At 44.9% G+C, this 19,963-nt stretch carries 16 protein-coding genes and 1 pseudogene; 12 read left to right on the top strand and 5 right to left on the bottom strand.

The window, feature by feature from the left end:
* Positions 1-21: 21 nt before the first annotated feature.
* A pseudogene (locus tag M3661_RS18480) lies at positions 22-1,107 on the bottom strand (serine hydrolase domain-containing protein).
* Positions 1,104-1,673, bottom strand: coding sequence for a TetR/AcrR family transcriptional regulator (locus tag M3661_RS18485; RefSeq protein WP_251487388.1), 570 nt, complete (start codon positions 1,671-1,673; stop codon positions 1,104-1,106). The pseudogene M3661_RS18480 and the gene M3661_RS18485 overlap by 4 nt, the downstream one beginning before the upstream one ends.
* A 296-nt stretch (positions 1,674-1,969) precedes the next feature.
* Between M3661_RS18485 and M3661_RS18490 the strand changes: the two genes are divergently transcribed.
* From M3661_RS18490 to M3661_RS18505, 4 genes are read left to right on the top strand one after another with little or no spacing between them, the layout of a single operon-like run.
* Entirely contained in the window at positions 1,970-2,512 is a 543-nt protein-coding gene (locus tag M3661_RS18490) for a sigma-70 family RNA polymerase sigma factor (protein ID WP_251487390.1), read from the top strand.
* A complete protein-coding gene (locus M3661_RS18495) occupies positions 2,499-3,914 on the top strand; it encodes a DUF4179 domain-containing protein (RefSeq protein ID WP_251487392.1) in 1,416 nt (471 codons plus the stop codon). Before M3661_RS18490 ends, M3661_RS18495 begins: the two co-directional genes overlap by 14 nt.
* Positions 3,915-3,966: 52 nt before the next feature.
* Positions 3,967-4,959, top strand: a complete 993-nt coding sequence (locus M3661_RS18500) for a hypothetical protein (protein ID WP_251487395.1) — start codon at positions 3,967-3,969, stop codon at positions 4,957-4,959.
* Between the two features lie 22 nt (positions 4,960-4,981).
* Positions 4,982-6,025 (top strand): hypothetical protein, encoded by a 1,044-nt coding sequence (locus M3661_RS18505; RefSeq protein WP_251487398.1) that lies wholly within the window; start codon positions 4,982-4,984, stop codon positions 6,023-6,025.
* Between the two features lie 111 nt (positions 6,026-6,136).
* On the opposite strand, the gene M3661_RS18510 is transcribed toward M3661_RS18505, so the two are convergent.
* Together M3661_RS18510 and M3661_RS18515 are read right to left on the bottom strand one after the other, a co-directional pair.
* The gene (locus M3661_RS18510) at positions 6,137-6,955 is read right to left on the bottom strand and encodes a WcbI family polysaccharide biosynthesis putative acetyltransferase (RefSeq protein WP_065291327.1); all 819 of its coding nucleotides are present in this window, start codon (positions 6,953-6,955) and stop codon (positions 6,137-6,139) included.
* Positions 6,956-7,025: 70 nt separating this feature from the next.
* Positions 7,026-7,718, bottom strand: coding sequence for a glycosyltransferase family 2 protein (locus M3661_RS18515; protein WP_065291326.1), 693 nt, complete (start codon positions 7,716-7,718; stop codon positions 7,026-7,028).
* A gap of 290 nt (positions 7,719-8,008) precedes the next feature.
* On the opposite strand from M3661_RS18515, the gene M3661_RS18520 reads away from it, so the two are divergent.
* Positions 8,009-9,040 carry a LacI family DNA-binding transcriptional regulator gene (locus tag M3661_RS18520; protein ID WP_065291325.1) on the top strand — a complete coding sequence of 344 codons (1,032 nt, stop codon included), beginning with the start codon at positions 8,009-8,011 and terminating at the stop codon, positions 9,038-9,040.
* A gap of 189 nt (positions 9,041-9,229) precedes the next feature.
* Here the strand turns inward: M3661_RS18520 and M3661_RS18525 are convergent, their stop codons facing one another.
* Positions 9,230-10,135, bottom strand: coding sequence for an NAD-dependent epimerase/dehydratase family protein (locus M3661_RS18525; protein ID WP_065291324.1), 906 nt, complete (start codon positions 10,133-10,135; stop codon positions 9,230-9,232).
* 802 nt (positions 10,136-10,937) lie between these two features.
* Here M3661_RS18525 and M3661_RS18530 point away from each other — a divergent pair.
* The 7 genes from M3661_RS18530 to M3661_RS18560 all read left to right on the top strand — a co-directional run bounded on the left by M3661_RS18530 (position 10,938) and on the right by M3661_RS18560 (position 19,955).
* Positions 10,938-12,116, top strand: coding sequence for a Gfo/Idh/MocA family protein (locus M3661_RS18530; protein ID WP_251487401.1), 1,179 nt, complete (start codon positions 10,938-10,940; stop codon positions 12,114-12,116).
* A 56-nt stretch (positions 12,117-12,172) separates the two neighbouring features.
* On the top strand, positions 12,173-13,141 hold the full coding sequence (locus M3661_RS18535) for an ABC transporter permease (RefSeq protein ID WP_397376530.1): 969 nt from the start codon (positions 12,173-12,175) through the stop codon (positions 13,139-13,141).
* Between the two features lie 13 nt (positions 13,142-13,154).
* A complete protein-coding gene (locus tag M3661_RS18540; protein WP_065291323.1) occupies positions 13,155-14,039 on the top strand; it encodes a carbohydrate ABC transporter permease in 885 nt (294 codons plus the stop codon).
* 57 nt (positions 14,040-14,096) lie between these two features.
* Complete coding sequence (locus M3661_RS18545) at positions 14,097-15,725, top strand: type 2 periplasmic-binding domain-containing protein (protein WP_251487404.1); 1,629 nt, start codon at positions 14,097-14,099, stop codon at positions 15,723-15,725.
* Between the two features lie 255 nt (positions 15,726-15,980).
* On the top strand, positions 15,981-18,545 hold the full coding sequence (locus M3661_RS18550; RefSeq protein ID WP_251487406.1) for a hypothetical protein: 2,565 nt from the start codon (positions 15,981-15,983) through the stop codon (positions 18,543-18,545).
* Between the two features lie 80 nt (positions 18,546-18,625).
* Entirely contained in the window at positions 18,626-19,105 is a 480-nt protein-coding gene (locus tag M3661_RS18555; protein ID WP_251487408.1) for a hypothetical protein, read from the top strand.
* A 127-nt stretch (positions 19,106-19,232) separates the two neighbouring features.
* A complete protein-coding gene (locus M3661_RS18560) occupies positions 19,233-19,955 on the top strand; it encodes a FadR/GntR family transcriptional regulator (RefSeq protein ID WP_065291321.1) in 723 nt (240 codons plus the stop codon).
* Positions 19,956-19,963 lie beyond the last annotated feature (8 nt).

Here is a 19,963-nt window from a genome sequence, read left to right on the forward strand (position 1 = left end):
GCAGCGGGTTTTTGCGTTTGGCTATCTGCACTTCAGGAGGACGTCAATGGCCTTGAACATAATGCGGACTGCCTTAGCGGTGGATCGCAGTTGATTCAAGCTGCAGATCAGATAGGCATCGAGGGCGGGATGATAGAACATAACGGTTCCGGAATACCCCCATGCGCCCCACGCATTATATCTTGCCGGGAATAAGATTGGAACGGTTCGAAAGCGGACAATGCCGTACCCATAATCCACGCCCGGCCTGAACTTCGTCCATACTTGCATGCGCTGGAGGCTTTCGTTGGATATCAACTTGCCGCTCGTAAGAGCCTTCATGAATGTCAGCAAGTTCTCTGAGGTCGATATTAAGGCGCCGCCTGCGTATTCCATGCTGATGCTTTTGTAATGGGTGATTGCAGTCTGGCCGGCATATAAGTCGGCCATGGGATAAGGGTCTTCTACTGCCGGTGTAGAATAAAACGCCATATGCGTATGATGGAGCTGCAGCGGTTCGAATAAGTAACGACGAAATGCTTCATGGAGTGGATTGGATGTGATATTTTCGATGAGTAGGCCTAATAAGTGGTATCCGGTATCCGAGTAATGGATTCCCTGTCCGGGTGGGAAGTGGGACGTCAGATGCTTCTTGGACCATTCAATGACCTCCTGCGGCGTCCATTGGCGCGAAGGTTCCGAGGTGAACAGATCGAGCATCCGCGGGCCTTGTTTGGGGCGATCCTCGAAGTAATCGTTCAATCCGGATGTATGACCGAGCAGATGTTTGATTTAAATTTGATTAGAGTAATCGGTGCCCTTGTAAACATGCAGCTTGTGCATCAGCTCCGAGGGAAGGTATCGATGGATAGGATCTTCGTAGGTGAGCTTGCCCTCTTCTGCGAGCATTGCCGTAAGTACCGAGGTGAACAGCTTGCTAATGCTGGCAATATAATAGCGCTGCTGCGGAAGGGCTGGCTTGCCTTGCGTCATGCCTTCCGCCATGTTCAGATGAATGCCTAGCGGCTCGCAATGTACGAGGAAATAGGCATTGTGAAGCTTGTGATTGCGCTGAATAACGCTTCTAAACTGCCGCTCGATTCGACTCATCGCTTCCTGACGATTCATAATTGCTCCCCTTCCTGCCGCATGCGGGCGGCAGCGATAATATCGGCGGACGTACTGTCCATGACCTCAATGTCATTGAAGCCTTCTGGCAGCAGGCCATTAGCCGTCATAACGGACAGACCTAGCGTAAATATTCTCATCTTAAGCAGAATAGGCATCAGCTCTTCGTCTGTGAAATCGGCAAGCTCCGGATCGGTCTTCATTCTGTCGATAATGCTGTTCATCTCGCCCGGCTCATGCTGCAAATAGGGGTTCGGTCTCATGACCATGTCGCGGAACAGGAGCGGGTATTCCCGTGCGAAGCGGAGTGTGGCAACGCCAATATCATGAAATGGCTGGCCCGTATCCTGACTGAGGAGATAATCGTCGCTGAAAGTAAAAATACGCTGTACAACCACTTGAATGAGCTCCGCAACATCTGTGAAGTTGACATAAATAGGTGCAATTGAGCTTCCCAGATGTTCTGCGACCTTGCGAATCGTAATGCTGTAGATTCCTTCTCGCATGGCAATGTTGAAGGCAGCATCAATGATCGTATCCCGCGAAAATTTCGTCTTAGGCGGCATAGCGGGTCTCCTCCCTAGTTGGCATCCAAATCCATTAAGATATCATCTGATACATATCAAATGATATTTATCTATAATCAGTATATATGTGACAGGTAGATTTTCAATACCTCATCAAGAAAAATGTGGAAAATATAATTATTTATACATCTGTTCGACCCTTCTTAATTGGGAAGGTGGTGAACGGCTTTTTGTCCTGCCAAAATGAAATGTTGTTTGGATGGAACCAACTTCCTTCATAACCAATCTAACGTAATAGAATAAGCTTATTCAAATTTTGAGGGAGGATTATCAATGTGCTAACGGTGGACGAAGTAAGGCTGGCACAGCAGGGAGATTGCGAAGCATTTATTCGGCTTATTACAGGTATGGAGCGCAGTTTATATCGGGTAGCACGTTCCATCTTGAAGCGGGATGAGGATTGCGCTGATGTGATTCAGGAGGCGATATTCAAGGCGTTTCGCGCGATACATACTTTACGAGAACCTGCCTACTTCCAGACATGGATGTTCCGTATTGTAATGAATGAATGTCATCAATTAGTCAGCAAGCAGAAGCGGGTTGTCATTATGGCTGATCTTCCGGCAAAAGCCGCACCTGTTGCGGACAATGAGCATATCGAGTACTTGGATCTGATGGCGGAGATTGATCGGTTGGAGGATAATCACCGCATCGTCATTTCGCTGCATTATTTTGAGGACATGTCTGTGAAAGACATTGCGGAGCTGCTGGACACAACAGAAGGAACGATTAAGTCGCGCTTGCATCGGGCACGTGCAGCGTTGGCGAAGGTGATGGACAATCCTTTTGAAAGGAAGGGCGACTATGAAACATGTTGATATGGAGCATGTGCTCAAGCAGGCGGCGGCCAATGAGCCGCGCGAAGTCCCGGAAGTGGTGCGGCAGCGCTACGACGCTACTTATGCAGAACTGCGAGACCTGGCGGCTAAGCGGGATGCTGTGCCTGACGTTGTGAAGCAGAGTGTAGTCCAATCCGTTCACGCGCTGCGATCGAATGCGGCAAGCCGAAAAAAGAGACGCATGCGCCAAGTCGCCGTCATAGCGGCAGCAGTATCTTTTATCGGCATGGGCATTATCGGTTCTGGGTTCGTGTCGCCGGTGATGGCGCAGACATTGAAGAAGATTCCGCTTCTGAATACCGTGTTCACGATTGCGGGGGACTTAGGGCTGCAGGCAGCGGATGAAAAGGGGCTCGTCGATAATGTCAATCAAAGCGTGACGATAAACGGAGAAACGCTGAAAGTATCCAAGGTCATCTACGATGGGGCAAGATTATCTGTGGGCTTCGTTCAAACAGCGCCTGGGCGGAAAATTGAACAGGTAAAGCTTGCGATTGACGGAGAACTCGATCATTTTGCGAGCAGTTTACGGGATAGCATCCTATCGGAAGACGGCAAGACGGTAAACAGTGTCATTAACTTTACACCTAACTGGAATCTGCCCGATGAGTTCGAATTGAAGCTGTTTGTGTTCTTGGAGGGAATGGAGCAGGATCGATTCGAATTCAGCTTCCCCGTGAAAAAGGTTGCTTCGCGAACCATCACATCGGACATCGTAAGAAAGCACGGGGAGTCCGTCGTGAAAGTAGATAAAATCGAAATGTCGGAAGTGTCAACGCGGGTTATTTTGAAACACGAGCATCCACATCGTCCTAAAGAGTTAGAGCCATTGGGACTTAATGTTGCCATCTTCGATGATCGCGGAAATGAACTCCAGCCAATTAACGGGAGGGATGGATCAGGGACGTTGATTAATGGGATCGAGCACATTACGTGCAACTTCAATTTCGCACCGTTCCAACATCCATCGAAATCGATTACGTTGAAGCCGTATTTCAGAACATTTTCTAAGAAACCACGGTTTCAAAATAAAACTACGGTTAACGAGATGCCAAGCGAAGAGAAGCCGCTTATTCTCAGCCAAGGAGCGGCTGGACGTTTGGAAGTGACGCGCTTGGAATGGAAGGGCGACAAACTATTTGTCTATTACAGCAAGGTAGGCGACAATCCGTTTGATAACGGTCGTCGTTTATATTTGGAAGATGAGCAAGGGCAATTGCTCATCGATGAGCAAATCCGGGTGATCGACCCCGAGAATTATCGCTTTGTCGCGGAATATGACCAGGTATCGCCCGATCAGAAACTAACATTCGTGACGGAAGATACACCACTGGTGGATTACATCAAAGACTTAGAAATGACAATCCCCTTAACGGAATAGGTACACAGAAAAGGAACACATCAACTGACAATGCTGAAGGGAGCAATTTCAAATGAAATCATGGAACAAAGTATGGATATGCATGACGGCAGCAGCGTTTGTGCTGACAGCCTTGCCGGCAACGGAATCCTATGCGGCGAAGACGGTCACACAGGCAAGTGATCAGAATACGATGAAGCTAACAAATGTGGATAAGGAGATTCAAGAGAAAATAAAAAAAGAGGTTCGTGATTTGTCCGGCTTGTCTATCGTTGAGGCCGATGTGAACATGGAAGGAGTGAACTTGACGATTACTTTCAAAGACAATATAGGGAATATGATGATGAACAAGAACACGAAGGAAATCGTGTTTTTGAACCTGCGCCTCACCTTCGATCAACTTGAAAAGGCCAAGCAGGACAAGATGATTAGCTTGCTTAAGGAACTGAATAATAAACGGAAGTATGCACCGAAACAAGTGGATCTACATAAATCCCCGAATGAAACCCGTATTTCAATGCTGGGTGAGGATTTTGCCGCTTCCATGACAGATCAGGATCATACCGCTTATATCGACTTCTCCTATAAGGATATAGACGCTTCAGTACGGAAAAATGCAGAAGCAGCTTTGAAGAAGTTTTCGAACGGCGGAAAACCAGCATTAACGAAAGCCCAACTGCACAAGTTCGTGAACAATGATCCGAAAATGAAAGAGGATTCTTACGTATGGCGAATTGACGGCGGCGATGAAGAGCATTGGGTAGGCCTGGAGATTGGCGCTGTTACGGGCAAAATCTATAATGTTCTCATTAAGAAAATGGATGTTCCTGATAAAGACAAGGCATATGCCGATTTGGACATCAAGAAGGTGAAGGCTGCGGTAGAAGCCAAAACAAAATTAATATTCAATGTAAGCTTAAGCGGATATGAGGCGAAGCAGGAGTCGAAGTACGGAAATAAATTTTCCTTTACGAAAAAAGGAAGTCCTGCGATAGAAGCCAGAGTGGACTTGAAAGGGAACTGCTTCGGTATCAGTCTGTTGCCTGAGAACGGCAAGAGAAACTAATGGGTAGGAGGAGGATTTATTCATGAAACGGTGGAACGTAGTTCTATTATCTGTAACCGCAGCAGCGCTTCTTATGGTATCCATTCCGGCACCGACATCCGCTGTGGCAGCTGCGGCCAACTCCGAACAACAAGGCGAGCCGGGATTCACGAAGACCGTTAAGGATTTGGACAAGGAGCTGGTGGAGAAGGTGCAGGAGGCTTTGAAGCCGTTCGTGAATGAAGAAATTGACTTTGAAGGCGTGCGGTATTCGTATAAAATCGATGGGAAGAAAGAGCCTACTCTTTATTCGAAAGACTATCGAACCGTAACGCATCCCGTAAAGGGAGCGGAGAAAATATTTGCTGCTGAGGTTACGATCAAAGCACAAACCGGTGAAATCTATCAAATCAATCTCGACCCTCAGCTCTCTTCCTTGGACGAGGGCATCCGGACAATGATGAAGGCAGCCATCACAGAAACAGAGAAGAGCCTCTCGTATGACGATATTACGAAATTGAACATTGATGGAGCAAGCGGCGAAATCAGTACGCTAGGTCCTTACCATCTTGTCATCGACGCGAAAAGCGGCAAAGTGCAATTGGCAATATATAATGTGCCGAAGTCTAAGGTTGATCAGAGAGCTGTCCAAGCTGCTCAACAGGCGGCAGGTTCATTTACCGGCGGAAAGAAGATAACGTTCGATTCCGTCCGACGCTTTGTAGGGGAAGGGGCTGACCGTTATTTATTCACTCAGAATAACGAACAGTCGATAAACGTATGGATCGAGGCGGCAACAAATAAAATACAGAATATTTCTTTGGGGGCAGAAAGACCCATTCATAGCTCCAGGGAAGAGTTAAAGAAGAAGTTCGCCAAGCCAAAGTATACTGCTGCGGAAGCCATAAAAACAATGAATCCGATGATTAAGAAAATACTCGGCATCGACGTGACAGGATACCAAGTGAAGGTAGAGGATAACAACTATACATTTTTGAAAGAGGGCAGTCCAAGTATTTTGGCAGCTATAAATGAAAAAGGAAAGGTCTTCGTATTAAACAGAGAACTAGTTGCGAAATCAAAATAGAAGACCGAGAATGTTTCGACGGAGAACAGAAGACAGAAGGCAGAAAAAATCAGAGAGGCTGAGTGCCCTCTGATTTTTTTTTTACATATGATCCGGTTTCTTATGCAAGCCCTACACCATTTGCAGTTCTTGGCTGTGAATATCCACGTACCGTGCGATATATTCTTGGAAGGTGAACTTCTCATCTCCCAGCGAATAGATACGCGCACCTGGCTGTAGAAATCTCAGATCCAAATGCTTAATGACGCTTGGATAAATAGGGTGAATCAAATCGATGAAGTCTGAATCGTAAAAGGCTTTCGCAATTTCCATCGTAGAAATTCCGATTCGCTGCAAAATGTTCATCGCTAAGTAGCGGATAATATGATAGCGGGGATGGCACACCGTGCAGAATAGATGCTCCTTCTGATAATGCTGCTCTATGAAATTCGCAAGTGGAATATCAATGTCGAATTCGCGTTGGCGGAGATTATACATGAATTCGTTGTGGATCATTTGCAGTTCTTTGGCAGAATAGAATTGCTCGTCAGACAATATGGCGACAATTCGTTCCTTGCTCTCTCCTCGCTTCAATAACCGGAGAACGTTCTGATCCTCGTATCCATACAGCGTATTCTTGTTATTGTAAGTAAATTGAGGGTAGTAGGATTTGAAGTAGGCGTTGCCGATGCTAATTTTCTTGCAATGGGGTGGCAGCTTGCTTAACAAGTAATCACTAGACAAGCGCTCGCCGTAGGCATCGCTCGTCTTCATGTAAATGAACAAATCACAATCGTTCAGCACATGATCGCCGATCCCGATCTCTTGGTTGCAGTTTTGGATAGGGAGCACATCTACCAGCTTATAACTGTAGCGGAATGTGTGAGATGCCATCAAATACCTGCGTATGGGAAATACGTGACAATTTCCGAATACAATACATTTTTTCATTCGATATACACTCCCTCATTCTATCTATGATAGACAGAGATAATCGAGCCTCGCGTTCCGTGTTCAGGGGTTACGTGACAGTGAGATAATTGTCTACGGGATTGAGCGGGAATTGATTGAACGGAAGGTGGTAGGTCTCTTTCCCTAGAGTACCGCCCCACTTGGTCTCATAATAGTGGTGGTACAACGGGAAGGTAACGTGATGGAGATGGGTGAGCAGGGAATTGGACTTAACCGTCGAAGCCCCGGCATTATGATGGGTCACGCCCAGTCCGGTTGGAACGATCGGGTATCCTGCCAGCACGACTCTTCGGTACCAGTCCTGATCGGAGAAGTACATAGGAAGCAGGTGGTCCCACGGTCCAGCAGCCCTAATTGCGTCCATGTGAAATGCAGCGAGCGTATCCAAGTTAGTGAAGGCGACGCCCCATCGATGCCCAGTCTGCTGCCATGCTGCTAACGTAGCGAGGAATGCATCCGGAACGCCTTCATGAGCTTCTGCGTCGGAATGCATATAGAGAACTGCGTTACATTGCCGCTCAGCGCCCCATCGATGCAGCATATTTTGCGATTGACTATGTGAGAAGGGAACGGGGGGCTCGTAAATCGAAACGATAGAGGATAAGGCTGCTTCATGACGGAGGTCATGGCTGTCTGAATTATCGATGATAACCGTATGCGGCCAGTAGGGCTGGATACTGGCAATGGCCCGATACAATAGATCAAGGCGATTCACATAAAAGATGCCGAGCATGTATTTCATCCGAGTGACCCTCCACAGGTTCCTGCACAAAGCGGATAGAACTGACCTTTTGTTAATATATAATGCACGGCATTGGCTAATGGTCAGGGACAAAATGTCCCTATTTGTAAAAAAAAGCGTCTGAAGCCAAATTTCCCGAAACAGTGAGGGAAAGTGAGGGGAAGTGAGTGAACCGCGCTGCCTTGTACTTCATGCTTTTAAGTGCATGATCGCTGTGGTATGCTGTGATTTACAACTAGACTGCTTACCGACTTCGAAGAAGATAAGTCATACTGCCAGGGGAGGAGATCATGGTCAGACTGAAAGATATAGCAGAGAAGGTCGGAGTCTCGATATCGACTGTCTCACGCGTTATAAATCATGATGACAGCAGGCGAGTAAGTGAAGAGACGAAGCAGAAAATATGGCAGGCCGCCAAAACACTCAATTATCAGGTAACACCTATAGCCAATCCCAAAGCGCGTACCCGAACGCGGCATCACACATCTCCTATGTCCACTCATGCGATTGGCTGCATCCTATCACTTCCTGACAACAAGTACAATCATCCTTACTTTTCTCCGATTATTCAAGGAATAGAAGCCAAGCTGCTTGAGGCAGGAGCTTCACTTGCTTTTTTACATACCCAAGCTGAACTGAGAAGCACCACGTTGTTTGAATCCCTATTGAAGTCGTATCAGCTTAGCGGAATCATTTGTGTAGAAGGAATGGATCCTGCTCAATATAAGTGGCTGAAGGAGAGAGTGCCGAACATTGTTGGGATCGATGTAGCAGATCCGTCAATTCCGGTCATCTCCTACGATCGGATGAATGCGGCAAGGGTGGCGGTTGGTCATCTCATCACGAATGGGCACCGCAAGATTGGATTTATTGGAGGGAAAGGGCTTCTTGGACAACTGGAGCGGGAGAAGAGGTATCGGGGATACCGAATCGCTCTTGAGGAAGCGGGCTGTGTATGGACCCCGAATTGGGTCATTGACGCTGAATGGGATGCGGATCGCAGTTATGAACAGATGAAGCAGCTAGTACAACAAGTAGATCGGCCTACTGCGATGTTCTGTGCCAGCGATATGATGGCAATTGCTGCGATGCGGGCAGCGGCGGAAGAGGGACTGTCCATTCCCGGGGATCTTGCCTTCATAGGCATTGATGATATTGAGTTCGCCAAGTACAGCTCTCCGCCATTGTCGTCTATTCATATTCCGAAGTACGAGATGGGGTATGCTGCTGCGAAGGCTTTATTGGATGGGCTGACGGATCCATATCCAGCGCCTTTCCGAATGCTGCTCCCTTTTTCTCTGATTGTACGCAAGTCTACCTGAGCGGATGAGGCTGTTCTCAATAGGCAGTAAAAAACAGGCCCTATAAGATAAACGAAGACGCCTTTAAAGCCACAGTTTAGTGGGGGAAAGGCGTCTTTTGTCATGCAATGTTCACCCCCATGTAGGGGTCAGAATGTAAGACGGACTTTTGAAGCGGATCCTTGTGTGTTTCACTTCGAGCCTGTTCTATTACGAACGGGAACCGATAATCGATGTAATGAGTTGAGGATACCAGTCCTGAATCGAGTCGAACTTGAATCCGTGCTGTGCTGCCTTGCTTGTATCCAGGCCCCATTGCTCCGGCACGCCGAACGGAGACAGGTGAGCGGTATCGAATGCTGCTGCCTGCTGTGGATCGGAAGTGTCTACGATAAGTGCAGATTTGCCTACTCCCTCTTCGATGAGCTGAATGATCTGACGGATCGACAGTACCCCGTTCGAGCAAGCGTTGACAGGTCCTTCGAAGTGCTGGTTTTTCAGCCAGAATAGGAAGCGGGCTGCTTCATCCGAAGTGATATAGCTCATCTCGGCTTGTGGATTCGGAAGTCCGATAGGAAGTTCCTGTTGTACATGCTCGATGTGGAAATGAAGCCGCTTCGTATAGTCATCCATGCCAAGCACGATTGGAAATCGAACGGCACATACGGGGAAGGAAGCATGCTGGAACAGGACGGCTTCAGCAAGCCGCTTGCCTTCGCCATATGCGATTTCCTGCGGAAGATCGGCTGGAATGGCGTATGTATATGGGGAGAATGCCTCTTCGGAATAGCCTATCTGCCCGAAGGGATAGACAGACAAGGTTGAAGTGAAGATGTACCGCTTCACCTTGCCAGCAAATATCTCACAAGCATGGAACGCATCCTGCGGGTGATAGCCGATATTATCGTAGACGACATCCCATTCCGTGTCGCCGACAGCCTGCCGCAATTGTTCAGGCACTGTTCGGTCAAGGTGGATACGCGTCACTTGATCACCGAAAGAATCCTCCGTATGTCCTCGTGTTGCAACGGTAACATCCGAGCCTTCTTGAATAAGCAGGTTTACAAGCTTCTTGCCAAAAAAGCGGGTTCCCCCGAGTACTAGCACTTTACTCATGTCATCAAACTCCTTCTCTTACCTGTTTATAGTGTGAAGGGGACGATTTATTCTACCTATGTTGTATTCGCCGATTGCGCGGATATTCCTGTACGCCGTATTGAAACTGATCCGATCCATGCAATAGCGAAGAAGCCGAGGGAGTTGCATGGTTTGGATATTTGCCCCAAATATTTAAGGTTTGGTTGATGAAAAATTCATCCAAAAACGTGTTGACGGAGGAAAGTTTAGCGTAATATAATGACGACAAGCTCGCAGATGAAACCATTTCCAGTAAATGTGCTCACGTTTTTTTATCCAAACTTCAAGAGATTTTACCCCAAACATCTTTGTGTTTTTGCGCAAAGTGATTCAATACCCAAACGAAAGTACTTGGGTAACACTCATCATATTCCCATCACATGACCATCAATCACGATCATCACACTAGAAGATCCATCACATCAGACACATTTCATTTATTCACCATTCAGCATGGTGCAGGAAGAAAACTCCTTATGAACCCAAGAAACCAATAGATCTAGTAGATCCAATGCACCTATGATCCTGTGAATTCCATATCGTATGAATTCTATATACCTCACCATGGAAGCCGACTAGAAAAATATCTGATTGAACGTTAGCCATTGTACTGCATCGCTTTATTTGCTGACGCTTATTTCCCCTTACTTGCATCTAGCTGCTGCACAAGAGAACTAGCGGCATCGCGTATTGAAAGCGCTTTACTATAGAGGGCGATGTGCTGCTGCAAGCGGGCATTTTGCACAAGGCTTGCAAGCATAATCGAGAGGAGAATGAGGAAATGAAGACAGAGAAGCAAGTTCGAATTGGCATGATTGGTGCACGTGGAAGAGGGACAATCGCGAAATATTGGCATCAGCCGGAGGGACGTTCCATTGTAGTGGGGGCAGCTGATATTTATCCGGAGCGCCTTCAGGAATTCAAGGATGATGTTAACCCAGACGCGTTCGTCACGACAGACTACCGGGAACTCCTTGCACGTGAAGATATCGATGCGATAGCGGTGACCTCGCCTGATTTCTGCCATGAGGAGCATGCCGTAGCTGCGCTGAGGGCAGGCAAGCATGTATTTTGCGAGAAGCCGCTGGCGATTACGGTGGAAGGCTGCGACAACATTTTGAACGCATGGAAGGAATCCGGCAAGCATCTGATGGTAGGCTTCAATATGCGCTACATGAACATGTACCGCACGATGAAGGAAATTGTGGATTCTGGTGTAATTGGCGAGATCAAGGCTGTTTGGGTAAGACATTTTGTAGGCTGGGGCGGGTATTTCTATTTCCACGATTGGCATGCGAACTCCAAGAACAGTACAGGATTGCTGCTCCAGAAGGGATCGCATGATATCGATATCATTCATTGGATTACAGGGAGCTATGCGACGAAGGTGAGCGCATTCGGCAGCTTGGACTTTTATGGCGGGGATAAGCCGAATGACTTAACCTGTCCAACCTGTGATGAGCGGTCAACGTGTACAGAAGCGAGCCCAGGGAGACTGATCGAATGTGCATTCCGTGAAGAGGTGAATGTGGAGGACAACAATATGGTCATTATGGAGCTGGAAGGCGGGATCAAGGCCTCCTATCTACAATGCCACTTCACACCGGATTATCAGCGGAACTATACCTTTATCGGCACGGAAGGGCGAATGGAAAATAACGAAATGGAAGACAAAGTATACGTATGGACGCGCAAATCCAATACAGAGCGCGAGCTGGCAGATCGCGTGTATCAGATAAAGGAGGCGAAGGGATCGCATGGCGGAGCGGATCCGAACATTTGCAAGGACTTCGTCGATATGATTCTGCATGGGAAGGAGCCGATAGCAACTCCACTTGCGGGACGCATGAGCGTGGCTGTAGGTTGTGCGGCAACCGAATCGATTCGCCAAGGCGGCGGCGTTGTCTCTGTCTCGCCAATACCGAATTTGGATGCTGCCGCTATCCTATCGGAGGGCTAATCCATGAAGCAGCCGGATAGCTTGTACGTAGACGATGCATCAGGGAGGAAGAGGCGATGAAGGCAACTGAACTTGCAATGCAGCGTTCCAGTGAGCTTGAACCTGGGCGAAACAGTCGAATGGAGCGCATACGCAAGGGGCTGGTGAAGAATTGGCAGCTGTATCTGCTCCTGCTTCCGGTCGTGCTGTACTATATCATCTTTCACTATTTGCCGATGTATGGCATTCAGATTGCTTTCAAGGACTTCATGGCGAATAAGGGGATATGGGACAGTCCGTGGGTTGGCTTCAAGCATTTTGAACGCTTCTTCAACAGCTTCTACTTCGAACGCCTGCTGACGAACACGGTGCTCATCAGTCTGTATTCCTTGGCGCTAAGCTTCCCAATCCCGATCCTCCTTGCGCTGATGCTGAACGAAGTAAAGGCCGAGCGGTTCAAGAAGGTCGTACAGACCATTACGTACGCCCCGCACTTCTTGTCGGTCGTCGTTGTTGTGGGGATGCTGTTTATTTTTCTGAATCCGAGTACAGGCATTATCAATCATCTGATCGTGGCGATGGGCGGCGAGTCGATTACCTTTATGACCTCTCCGGGCTGGTTCAAAACGCTGTATGTGCTGTCCGATGTATGGCAGACGATGGGCTGGAGCTCCATCATCTACTTGGCGGCCCTTTCTGGTGTCGATCACCAGCTGCATGAAGCAGCGACCATTGATGGCGCAACGCGTATACAGCGCATTTGGCATATTAACCTGCCTACGATAGCGCCGACGATAATCATTCTGCTCATTTTGAATCTGGGCAGCGTCATGTCGGTTGGCTTCGAGAAAGTATTCCTCATGCAAAATTCACTCAACATGAGCAGCTCAGACATCATTTCCACCTATGTGTATCGTACTGGTATTTTGGACGCGCAGTACAGCTTCTCGGCTGCCGTTGGATTGTTCAATTCCGTTGTCAATTTTGCGCTCTTGATTGTTGTGAACTACATTGCGCGGCGTGTCAACGAGACGAGCCTATGGTAAGGGGGGACAGAAGATGATCGACCGTTCGATTGGCGACCGCATATTTAACCTAATCAATTACACGCTGCTTACTGTGCTCACTCTCATCGTTCTGTACCCGCTCGTATTCGTATTGAGCGCTTCTATCAGCAATCCTGAACATGTGCTGCGCGGAGAAATGTGGCTCATTCCGAAGGGTTTCAACCTTGATGCATATACGAAAATTTTTCAAAACAAGGACATTCTGCTCGGCTACAGCAACACCATTCTATATACGGTCATCGGTACGGCGCTTAATGTCGTGATGACCATATGTGCCGCCTATCCATTATCTCGCCGTGACCTGGCAGGGCGTGGACTTGTAACCGGACTTATCGTATTCACCATGTTCTTCGGGGGCGGATTGATTCCTACCTATTTATTGATTAAAAACTTGAACATGCTCGATACGCTGTGGGTCATGATTATCCCGAATGCTGTATCCGTCTGGAATATCATCATTATGCGCACCTTCTTCCAGCAGTCGATTCCCGGTGAGCTTCAGGAATCTGCGATGATCGATGGATGCACGCACATCCAGACGCTGCTCCGTATCGTACTGCCGCTATCTATGCCGATTATTGCAGTTATGGTGCTTTTCTATGCAGTGGGTCATTGGAACTCGTACTTCAATGCCTTGATTTACTTGACGACGAAGGAGAAATTCCCGCTGCAGCTTATCCTGCGCGAAATATTGATTCAAAGCGATTCCGGCGAGTTCGTGAAGCTGACTTCTGAATCAGCGGTACGGATGAAGATGAGCGTGGAAGGGTTAAAGTACGCTGTACTCGTTGTAGCGAATTTGCCAATGTTGATTTTGTATCCGTTCTTGCAGCGGTACTTCGTGAAGGGCATCATGATTGGCGCATTGAAGGGGTAGATTGCACGGCCATCGGTAGTCGGTATTCCAATATTGAATAATCAAGGGGGACATGTGATGCGTTCAAGAAAATGGTTCACATTGACACTTAGTGTGGTGCTGAGCTTCTCATTGCTCGTAACAGCGTGCGGCGGAGGAGGCGGTGGTGCAGCGAACGAAGGCAATCGCGATGAGCGTGTGGCGCTGATGAACAAGGAAGGCATGCCGATCGCGAAGGACAAAATGACGATGACGGCCTTCGCTAGCAAGTTCTTCGCTTCTTCCGATTGGAGCAAGCTGATGCTCTGGCAGGAATACGAGAAAATGAGCAACATTCATATCGAATGGGAGACCGTGCAGATTGACAGTCTGAAGGAGAAGCGCAACATTAAACTGGCCGGTGGCGATTATCCGGAGATGTTTTTTGCCTCTGCACTGCCGAAGACGGACTTAATCAAATACGGTAGCCAAGGAACATTTCTAAGGCTGAACGACCTCATCGATCAATATGCGCCGAACTTCAAGAAGATTATGGAGCAGTACCCGATTGTGAAAAAGGGGATTACGATGCCGGATGGCAGCATATACGGATTCCCGACCATATTTGATCCAGAGTTCAAATCGCTGTTCTACGGCACGCCTTGGGTGAAGCAGGAATGGCTGGATAACGTGGGAATGAAGGCGCCGACGAATCTGGATGAATTGGTTCAGGTGTTGAAAGCGTTTAAAGAAAAGGATCCGAACAAGAACGGCAAGCAGGATGAGATTCCGTGGGGATCCAGGGGCGTCAGCATTATGATCAACTTCTTGCGCGGCCCATTCGGCTTGAGCAAGAACGGGATAGCCAATCTGAATGTTGATCTCGATCCTGTTACGGGCAAGCTTCGCTTTGTTCAGTCAACCGATGAATATAAGCAATTGCTGCAATATGTCGCTAAGCTATACAAGGATGGACTGCTGGACAAGGAAACCTTCACGATGAAGGATACGGACATTACCTCGAAGGCGAGCGCCGGCTTATATGGGTTCTTGGACGGTGTCGATCCGAAGGCCGTGTACAATCAGGATGGTTATGTGGGGATGCCAGTCATTCAAGGAGTGAACGGGGAGAAGCTGCTGACGAATATCGGCTCGCCGCTTGGCAACCTCGGTATGTTCGTCCTGACGGACAAAGCGAAGAATCCAGAAGCCGCAATACGCTGGATTGATCATTTCTATGGCGATGAAGGCGCCAAGATGTTCTTCATGGGCTTTGAAGGCGTTACCTACCAGGTGAACGACAAAGGTGAATATGAATACCTGGATGCGATTAAGAACAACAAGGATGGTCTGAATCTGGATCAGGCCATCAGCCAATACCTGACGTGGCCGGGCGGCTACTATCCGGGCATCGTGAAGCAGAAATTCTTCAAGGGTGCGGAGGGCTATCCGTCTTCTGTGAAAAATGCGCAGGTTGCAGAGCCATTCTCCGTGAAAATGGAGGATGTGTGGCCATCGTTCAACTTCACACCAGAGGAGCAGGAAGAATTGACGACGATCCAGACGGACATTCAGACGTATATCGACGAGATGCGCGACAAGTTCGCCTCTGGAGCGGCAGGCTTCGATCAGTGGGATGCGTATGTGAAGCAGCTGGAGCAAATGAACGTGAAGCGTTACTTGGAGATCTATGAAGCTGCTTATGAGCGGTATAAGGGTGGAAAATAGACTCACTGAAATTAACTAATCAAATTATTAAGGTGTGAAATATGAGAAACTATCTCACTATTTCCCGCCTTTTTTTGTTTGGAATAGGTCAATTGTCTCTAAAAATAAACGATTTTATAGTCATATAGGCTGGTATGATGGTATATTTAAACAAGGATAATTCCGGAAATACGAGACTGTTTTGGATAACAATTTAAATAAACAATGAAATCACTTGAAAATAATTCACTAGTCAATTTATAAAGGAGGGAAAGTATGTTTTGTAGCGGAAAATACGTGAAAATATTGGATATAGATAGTGAGTATTGGGATCAATTGAGAGTTAATCATGAACGTATTGACGAGTTAAATACAGAAAAAAATCTAGACAAAATTCTATTTAGCATGAAACCTAATGAAAGAGCAGAACTATACAAAATATTTGATATTAATGAATCTTCATACGAAGATGCGTTTTTTAAGGATAGGATTAAAGAGAAAAATGCAGTTTTCCCTATGGAGTACTTTTTATATTTAAGAGAATTTATAAATAGAAAGAAGAAAGCAGTAGAGCATTTGTATTCTGTTTACTTTAGTGATCAACCTATCCAAGTCGAGACTTCTGATTATTTAAAACTGATACAAATGTTTGTACATAAACCATCATTTCTTTTTGAAATATTAGTTAGTCATGAATGGAAAATAAAAGCTGGTGGGGAGTTATATCAATACGATAAAGTTCTACCATCAAAAGAATTGGAACAATTGGCTACAAACATTAATTATCAGGGGAAGTTAATAAATGTATTGTTTAAATCAAATGGCCAAAGTACTGATTACAGAATATTTGCTCACTGTATTCTCAACAAAAACGAATACATTTATATGGTATACAAAAAAAACAAAGATACAAAAAGAGCTGATTACGATCGTGCGAAGAGAATTAAGGATGTTGATATAATTCTCTTCCGAATTAATCCAAATGAAAAAATAATTGAAATAAAATCATCTACTAAATCAGAAGTTTACGGAATCATTAATTATTTTTCAGAACAGTTTAATCTAAGATTTACCGAGATAGTCAGTGATGTTTTCTGTGATTATGAACCAATTCAGACAGTCCAAGTATTTAATACTGGAGATGCTTATAGCGGAATTGAACCAATCGATTTTACGATAAATAAAATTGTATTCAATAATTCATTATTAACTAAATCTCCTCAAGTTACAATTCAGTTATCAAAAAGTGATATTTGGTTAAGTGTTGTTGATGCTTTTAGAAAAAATGTCATCAGCATTAACAGTTTAGCCGACATTGAGCAGATTAAAATTACAACAAATAATCATTCGAGAACTATTAGATCATTAACATTAGAAAATGGACACGTAGTTTTTAAGCTTGATGATAGTGGGATTGACGAACAAATTAAGCAAGAGATATCTGATAAATTTAAAGAAAAGTTTGGGTTCCCACTGAATCAACCAGTAAATAATAAATTAGCTTATGGAGAGGCGTTAAAAATTGATTACCTATTTAGAATCTCAACAGATTCGAATCTTTCAGAAGAGCTAAACGAAAAGTTTCGTTATTTAGTATCTGAAGGTTTTTTTCAATTAGAACAAAGAGTATCTTACGAATGTAGAAATAATCTATGTGGGTTTCAGAGTGAGTTATTAGAAGATTTCCATGACAGAAAATGTCCCAACTGCAATGAAGAGTATAGAGAACAAAAGTATAGTGAATACAAAGCAAATGAAGATAAAATTTCTGAAACAATTGTAGACTGTTTCTCGGAAAATCCTCAGTTACAGTTAATCGGGCACAATAATATGAAGATTAAAGGCAGAGATTATGTAACATATAAATATTTATTTGATGATAAACCATTACAAATAATGGTTTCAGGAACAGTTTTATCAAAAGCGACTATTTCTCATATTGAAAGATTACTTATTCCGACGATCATTGTATATTATGGTGTTGATAAGGAGCAAGCTAGTATCTATACTCCGAATACAATCGAGTTATTAGATTTTGGTCTCTTATTTTTAAAAAAGGATGCATTTGAAGAAATATTAAATCCAATTTTAGGGAATTTAAGAGAGAGAGCGTTTCTTCATATCTCAACAGTGGCATCCCAAGCTCATGTCTCCCTAAAGGATATTTGTGGGAAAACTTCAGAGCTTAAAGATGAATATGATGCAGATAGATTTGAGGATGAAGTTTTCTCAATATTTAAGGATATGATCTCTAACTCAGAAAAGTGGGGAAAGGAAGCTAGAGGAAAAAGAGTACCTGAAGGACTAATAGATATACAATACAACAAAACTGAAGGAATAAATAAACACAAATACAATATGATTTTTACCTACGATTGTAAATTAACAAAAGATACTCGAGGTTATGATCTTGATTCAGAAGAAAAAAAGAAGGGGGTTGACTATGTTAAACGCTTAAATAACTTAAGCGAAGTTTCAACTTACTGTTCCACAGGGCAGGTTAGTGGTCATATTTTCATTAGTAATAAATTCAGAGAAAAACAAATTCCGAATATGATTTCACATTTTTACGAAGAACTTGGTGATAAGTATACAGTTAGACCGATTTTTATAGAAGTTGGCGAATTAGTATATATATATGAAATTTATTGCAAGAATCTCGACAATATAATGAAGGTGCCTGATATTTTTTACGAACAGTTAAGTAAGTTACTTAAATCGGGAGATGAAGGAAAACTCACAAAAGATTCAATAGATGAGTGTTTTGATGAGGTATTAGTAGCAGCCACCCAATATCAGAAAGCAGATACGAAAAGAATAACTAGAAAATTGACGAAGTAGTAAAAATAATGTATCAAAGAGAACTAATGTTTGTTATAATATACGAACATTAGTTCTCTTTTTTTGTTGGGAGGGAGATTATGAATTCGAAAGAGTTATATGTATCTAATGGTGTTATGGATAGTTTCGTTTCCGTAAACGAGATGACTATAAAGGACATAATTATTAATAATATACTTCAACGAGGTTGTATCTTGAAAAATGGAGATGTTCAAGTTTGTTTTATCTTTAATAAGGATAATTGTTATGTGTATGAAATTTCTCAGTCGAATATAGTATCGGGATTTTATAGTTATAGTTATGAAATAATAATACCCAATGACTTCCTACAAAAGTTTCTAACTATAAAAGAGCAAATGTCTTCAAGATTAAAGCGGTGGATACATCAAGATTATTATGGGCTTTTACGTGAAGAAATAATAGAGGCAATGATAGATAGAAAATTAAAAATAGAACAAGGAACTAACGATTTTTTTATACTTAAATGGAGAAAAATAGGTGTAGAGATCATTATGTCTAATCAATATATTCTTCAAGAGCTTAAGTTAGTTTGTAGCTAAATCTAAGAAAAGTTTATCAACTTATTAATTAACTTTTTATTGACACCGTTTTCATTACCAATTACTATGAAATTGCGGATAATTGGGTCACCCAATTTTGAATGAAACGCATGAAAGGTAATGAGCAATGACGATTAAAAAAATCAAGTACCACCGTGTCTATGAAGATGTCATTGAACAAATAGAGAATCTGATTCTCGAAGGCAACCTAGCTCCGGGAGATGTATTGCCAACAGAAAGAGAGCTCGCCCAAGCATTCGGCATTAGCCGCGGGACCTTGCGGGAGGCCTTCCGTATTCTCGAACGAGAAGGACTCATAGAGACGCGCCCCGGAGGCGGACGCTTCTTGAGCAAGACGCTGAACGAAGCCGAAGACAAGAAGCGTATGCTGGAGAATATCGAACGAGCCACGATCATTGAGCTGCTCGAAGCAAGAGAGATATTCGAGACGGGCATCGTCGAGCTTGCAGCGGAACGAGCGACCGAGCAGGATATTCGGGAGATTGAGCAGGCATTTGAGAAATGGGGCAAGATTGACCGCGACTCCGATGATTCGGATGATTCGAATGGTCAAGCCAATCCGGATCAAGCATTCCATCTCTCCATTGCCAAGGCGACACACAATGTTGTACTCGTCAACCTGATCGATCTGCATATCGATCTGCTCCAGAAGACACTTGCGAAGACGGAACATATTCCGGGACGCAAGGACGATGTATATAAGGAGCATTACCGCATTTTACAAGCCATTAAGGAGAAAAACCCACAAAAAGCAAAGGAAGCACTGCTCTATCACTTGCAACAAGTTAAGCAGAACATTCTGCTCCACAATGGAAGCTCAAAAGGGTGAGCGCATCG

The sequence above is a fragment of the Paenibacillus sp. MER 180 genome, from assembly GCF_023713665.1.
In the GTDB taxonomy this organism is placed as follows: Bacteria; Bacillota; Bacilli; order Paenibacillales; family Paenibacillaceae; genus Paenibacillus_B; species Paenibacillus_B suaedae.

Bases quoted from the DNA above. Each gene is read 5' to 3' on its own strand.
- M3661_RS18485 (WP_251487388.1), bottom strand. From the start codon at position 1,673: ATGCCGCCTAAGACGAAATTTTCGCGGGATACGATCATTGATGCTGCC.
- M3661_RS18495 (WP_251487392.1), top strand. From the start codon at position 2,499: ATGAAACATGTTGATATGGAGCATGTGCTCAAGCAGGCGGCGGCCAAT.
- M3661_RS18500 (WP_251487395.1), top strand. From the start codon at position 3,967: ATGAAATCATGGAACAAAGTATGGATATGCATGACGGCAGCAGCGTTT.
- M3661_RS18505 (WP_251487398.1), top strand. From the start codon at position 4,982: ATGAAACGGTGGAACGTAGTTCTATTATCTGTAACCGCAGCAGCGCTT.
- M3661_RS18510 (WP_065291327.1), bottom strand. From the start codon at position 6,955: ATGAAAAAATGTATTGTATTCGGAAATTGTCACGTATTTCCCATACGC.
- M3661_RS18515 (WP_065291326.1), bottom strand. From the start codon at position 7,718: ATGAAATACATGCTCGGCATCTTTTATGTGAATCGCCTTGATCTATTG.
- M3661_RS18520 (WP_065291325.1), top strand. From the start codon at position 8,009: ATGGTCAGACTGAAAGATATAGCAGAGAAGGTCGGAGTCTCGATATCG.
- M3661_RS18525 (WP_065291324.1), bottom strand. From the start codon at position 10,135: ATGAGTAAAGTGCTAGTACTCGGGGGAACCCGCTTTTTTGGCAAGAAG.
- M3661_RS18530 (WP_251487401.1), top strand. From the start codon at position 10,938: ATGAAGACAGAGAAGCAAGTTCGAATTGGCATGATTGGTGCACGTGGA.
- M3661_RS18535 (WP_397376530.1), top strand. From the start codon at position 12,173: ATGAAGGCAACTGAACTTGCAATGCAGCGTTCCAGTGAGCTTGAACCT.
- M3661_RS18540 (WP_065291323.1), top strand. From the start codon at position 13,155: ATGATCGACCGTTCGATTGGCGACCGCATATTTAACCTAATCAATTAC.
- M3661_RS18545 (WP_251487404.1), top strand. From the start codon at position 14,097: ATGCGTTCAAGAAAATGGTTCACATTGACACTTAGTGTGGTGCTGAGC.
- M3661_RS18550 (WP_251487406.1), top strand. From the start codon at position 15,981: ATGTTTTGTAGCGGAAAATACGTGAAAATATTGGATATAGATAGTGAG.
- M3661_RS18555 (WP_251487408.1), top strand. From the start codon at position 18,626: ATGAATTCGAAAGAGTTATATGTATCTAATGGTGTTATGGATAGTTTC.
- M3661_RS18560 (WP_065291321.1), top strand. From the start codon at position 19,233: ATGACGATTAAAAAAATCAAGTACCACCGTGTCTATGAAGATGTCATT.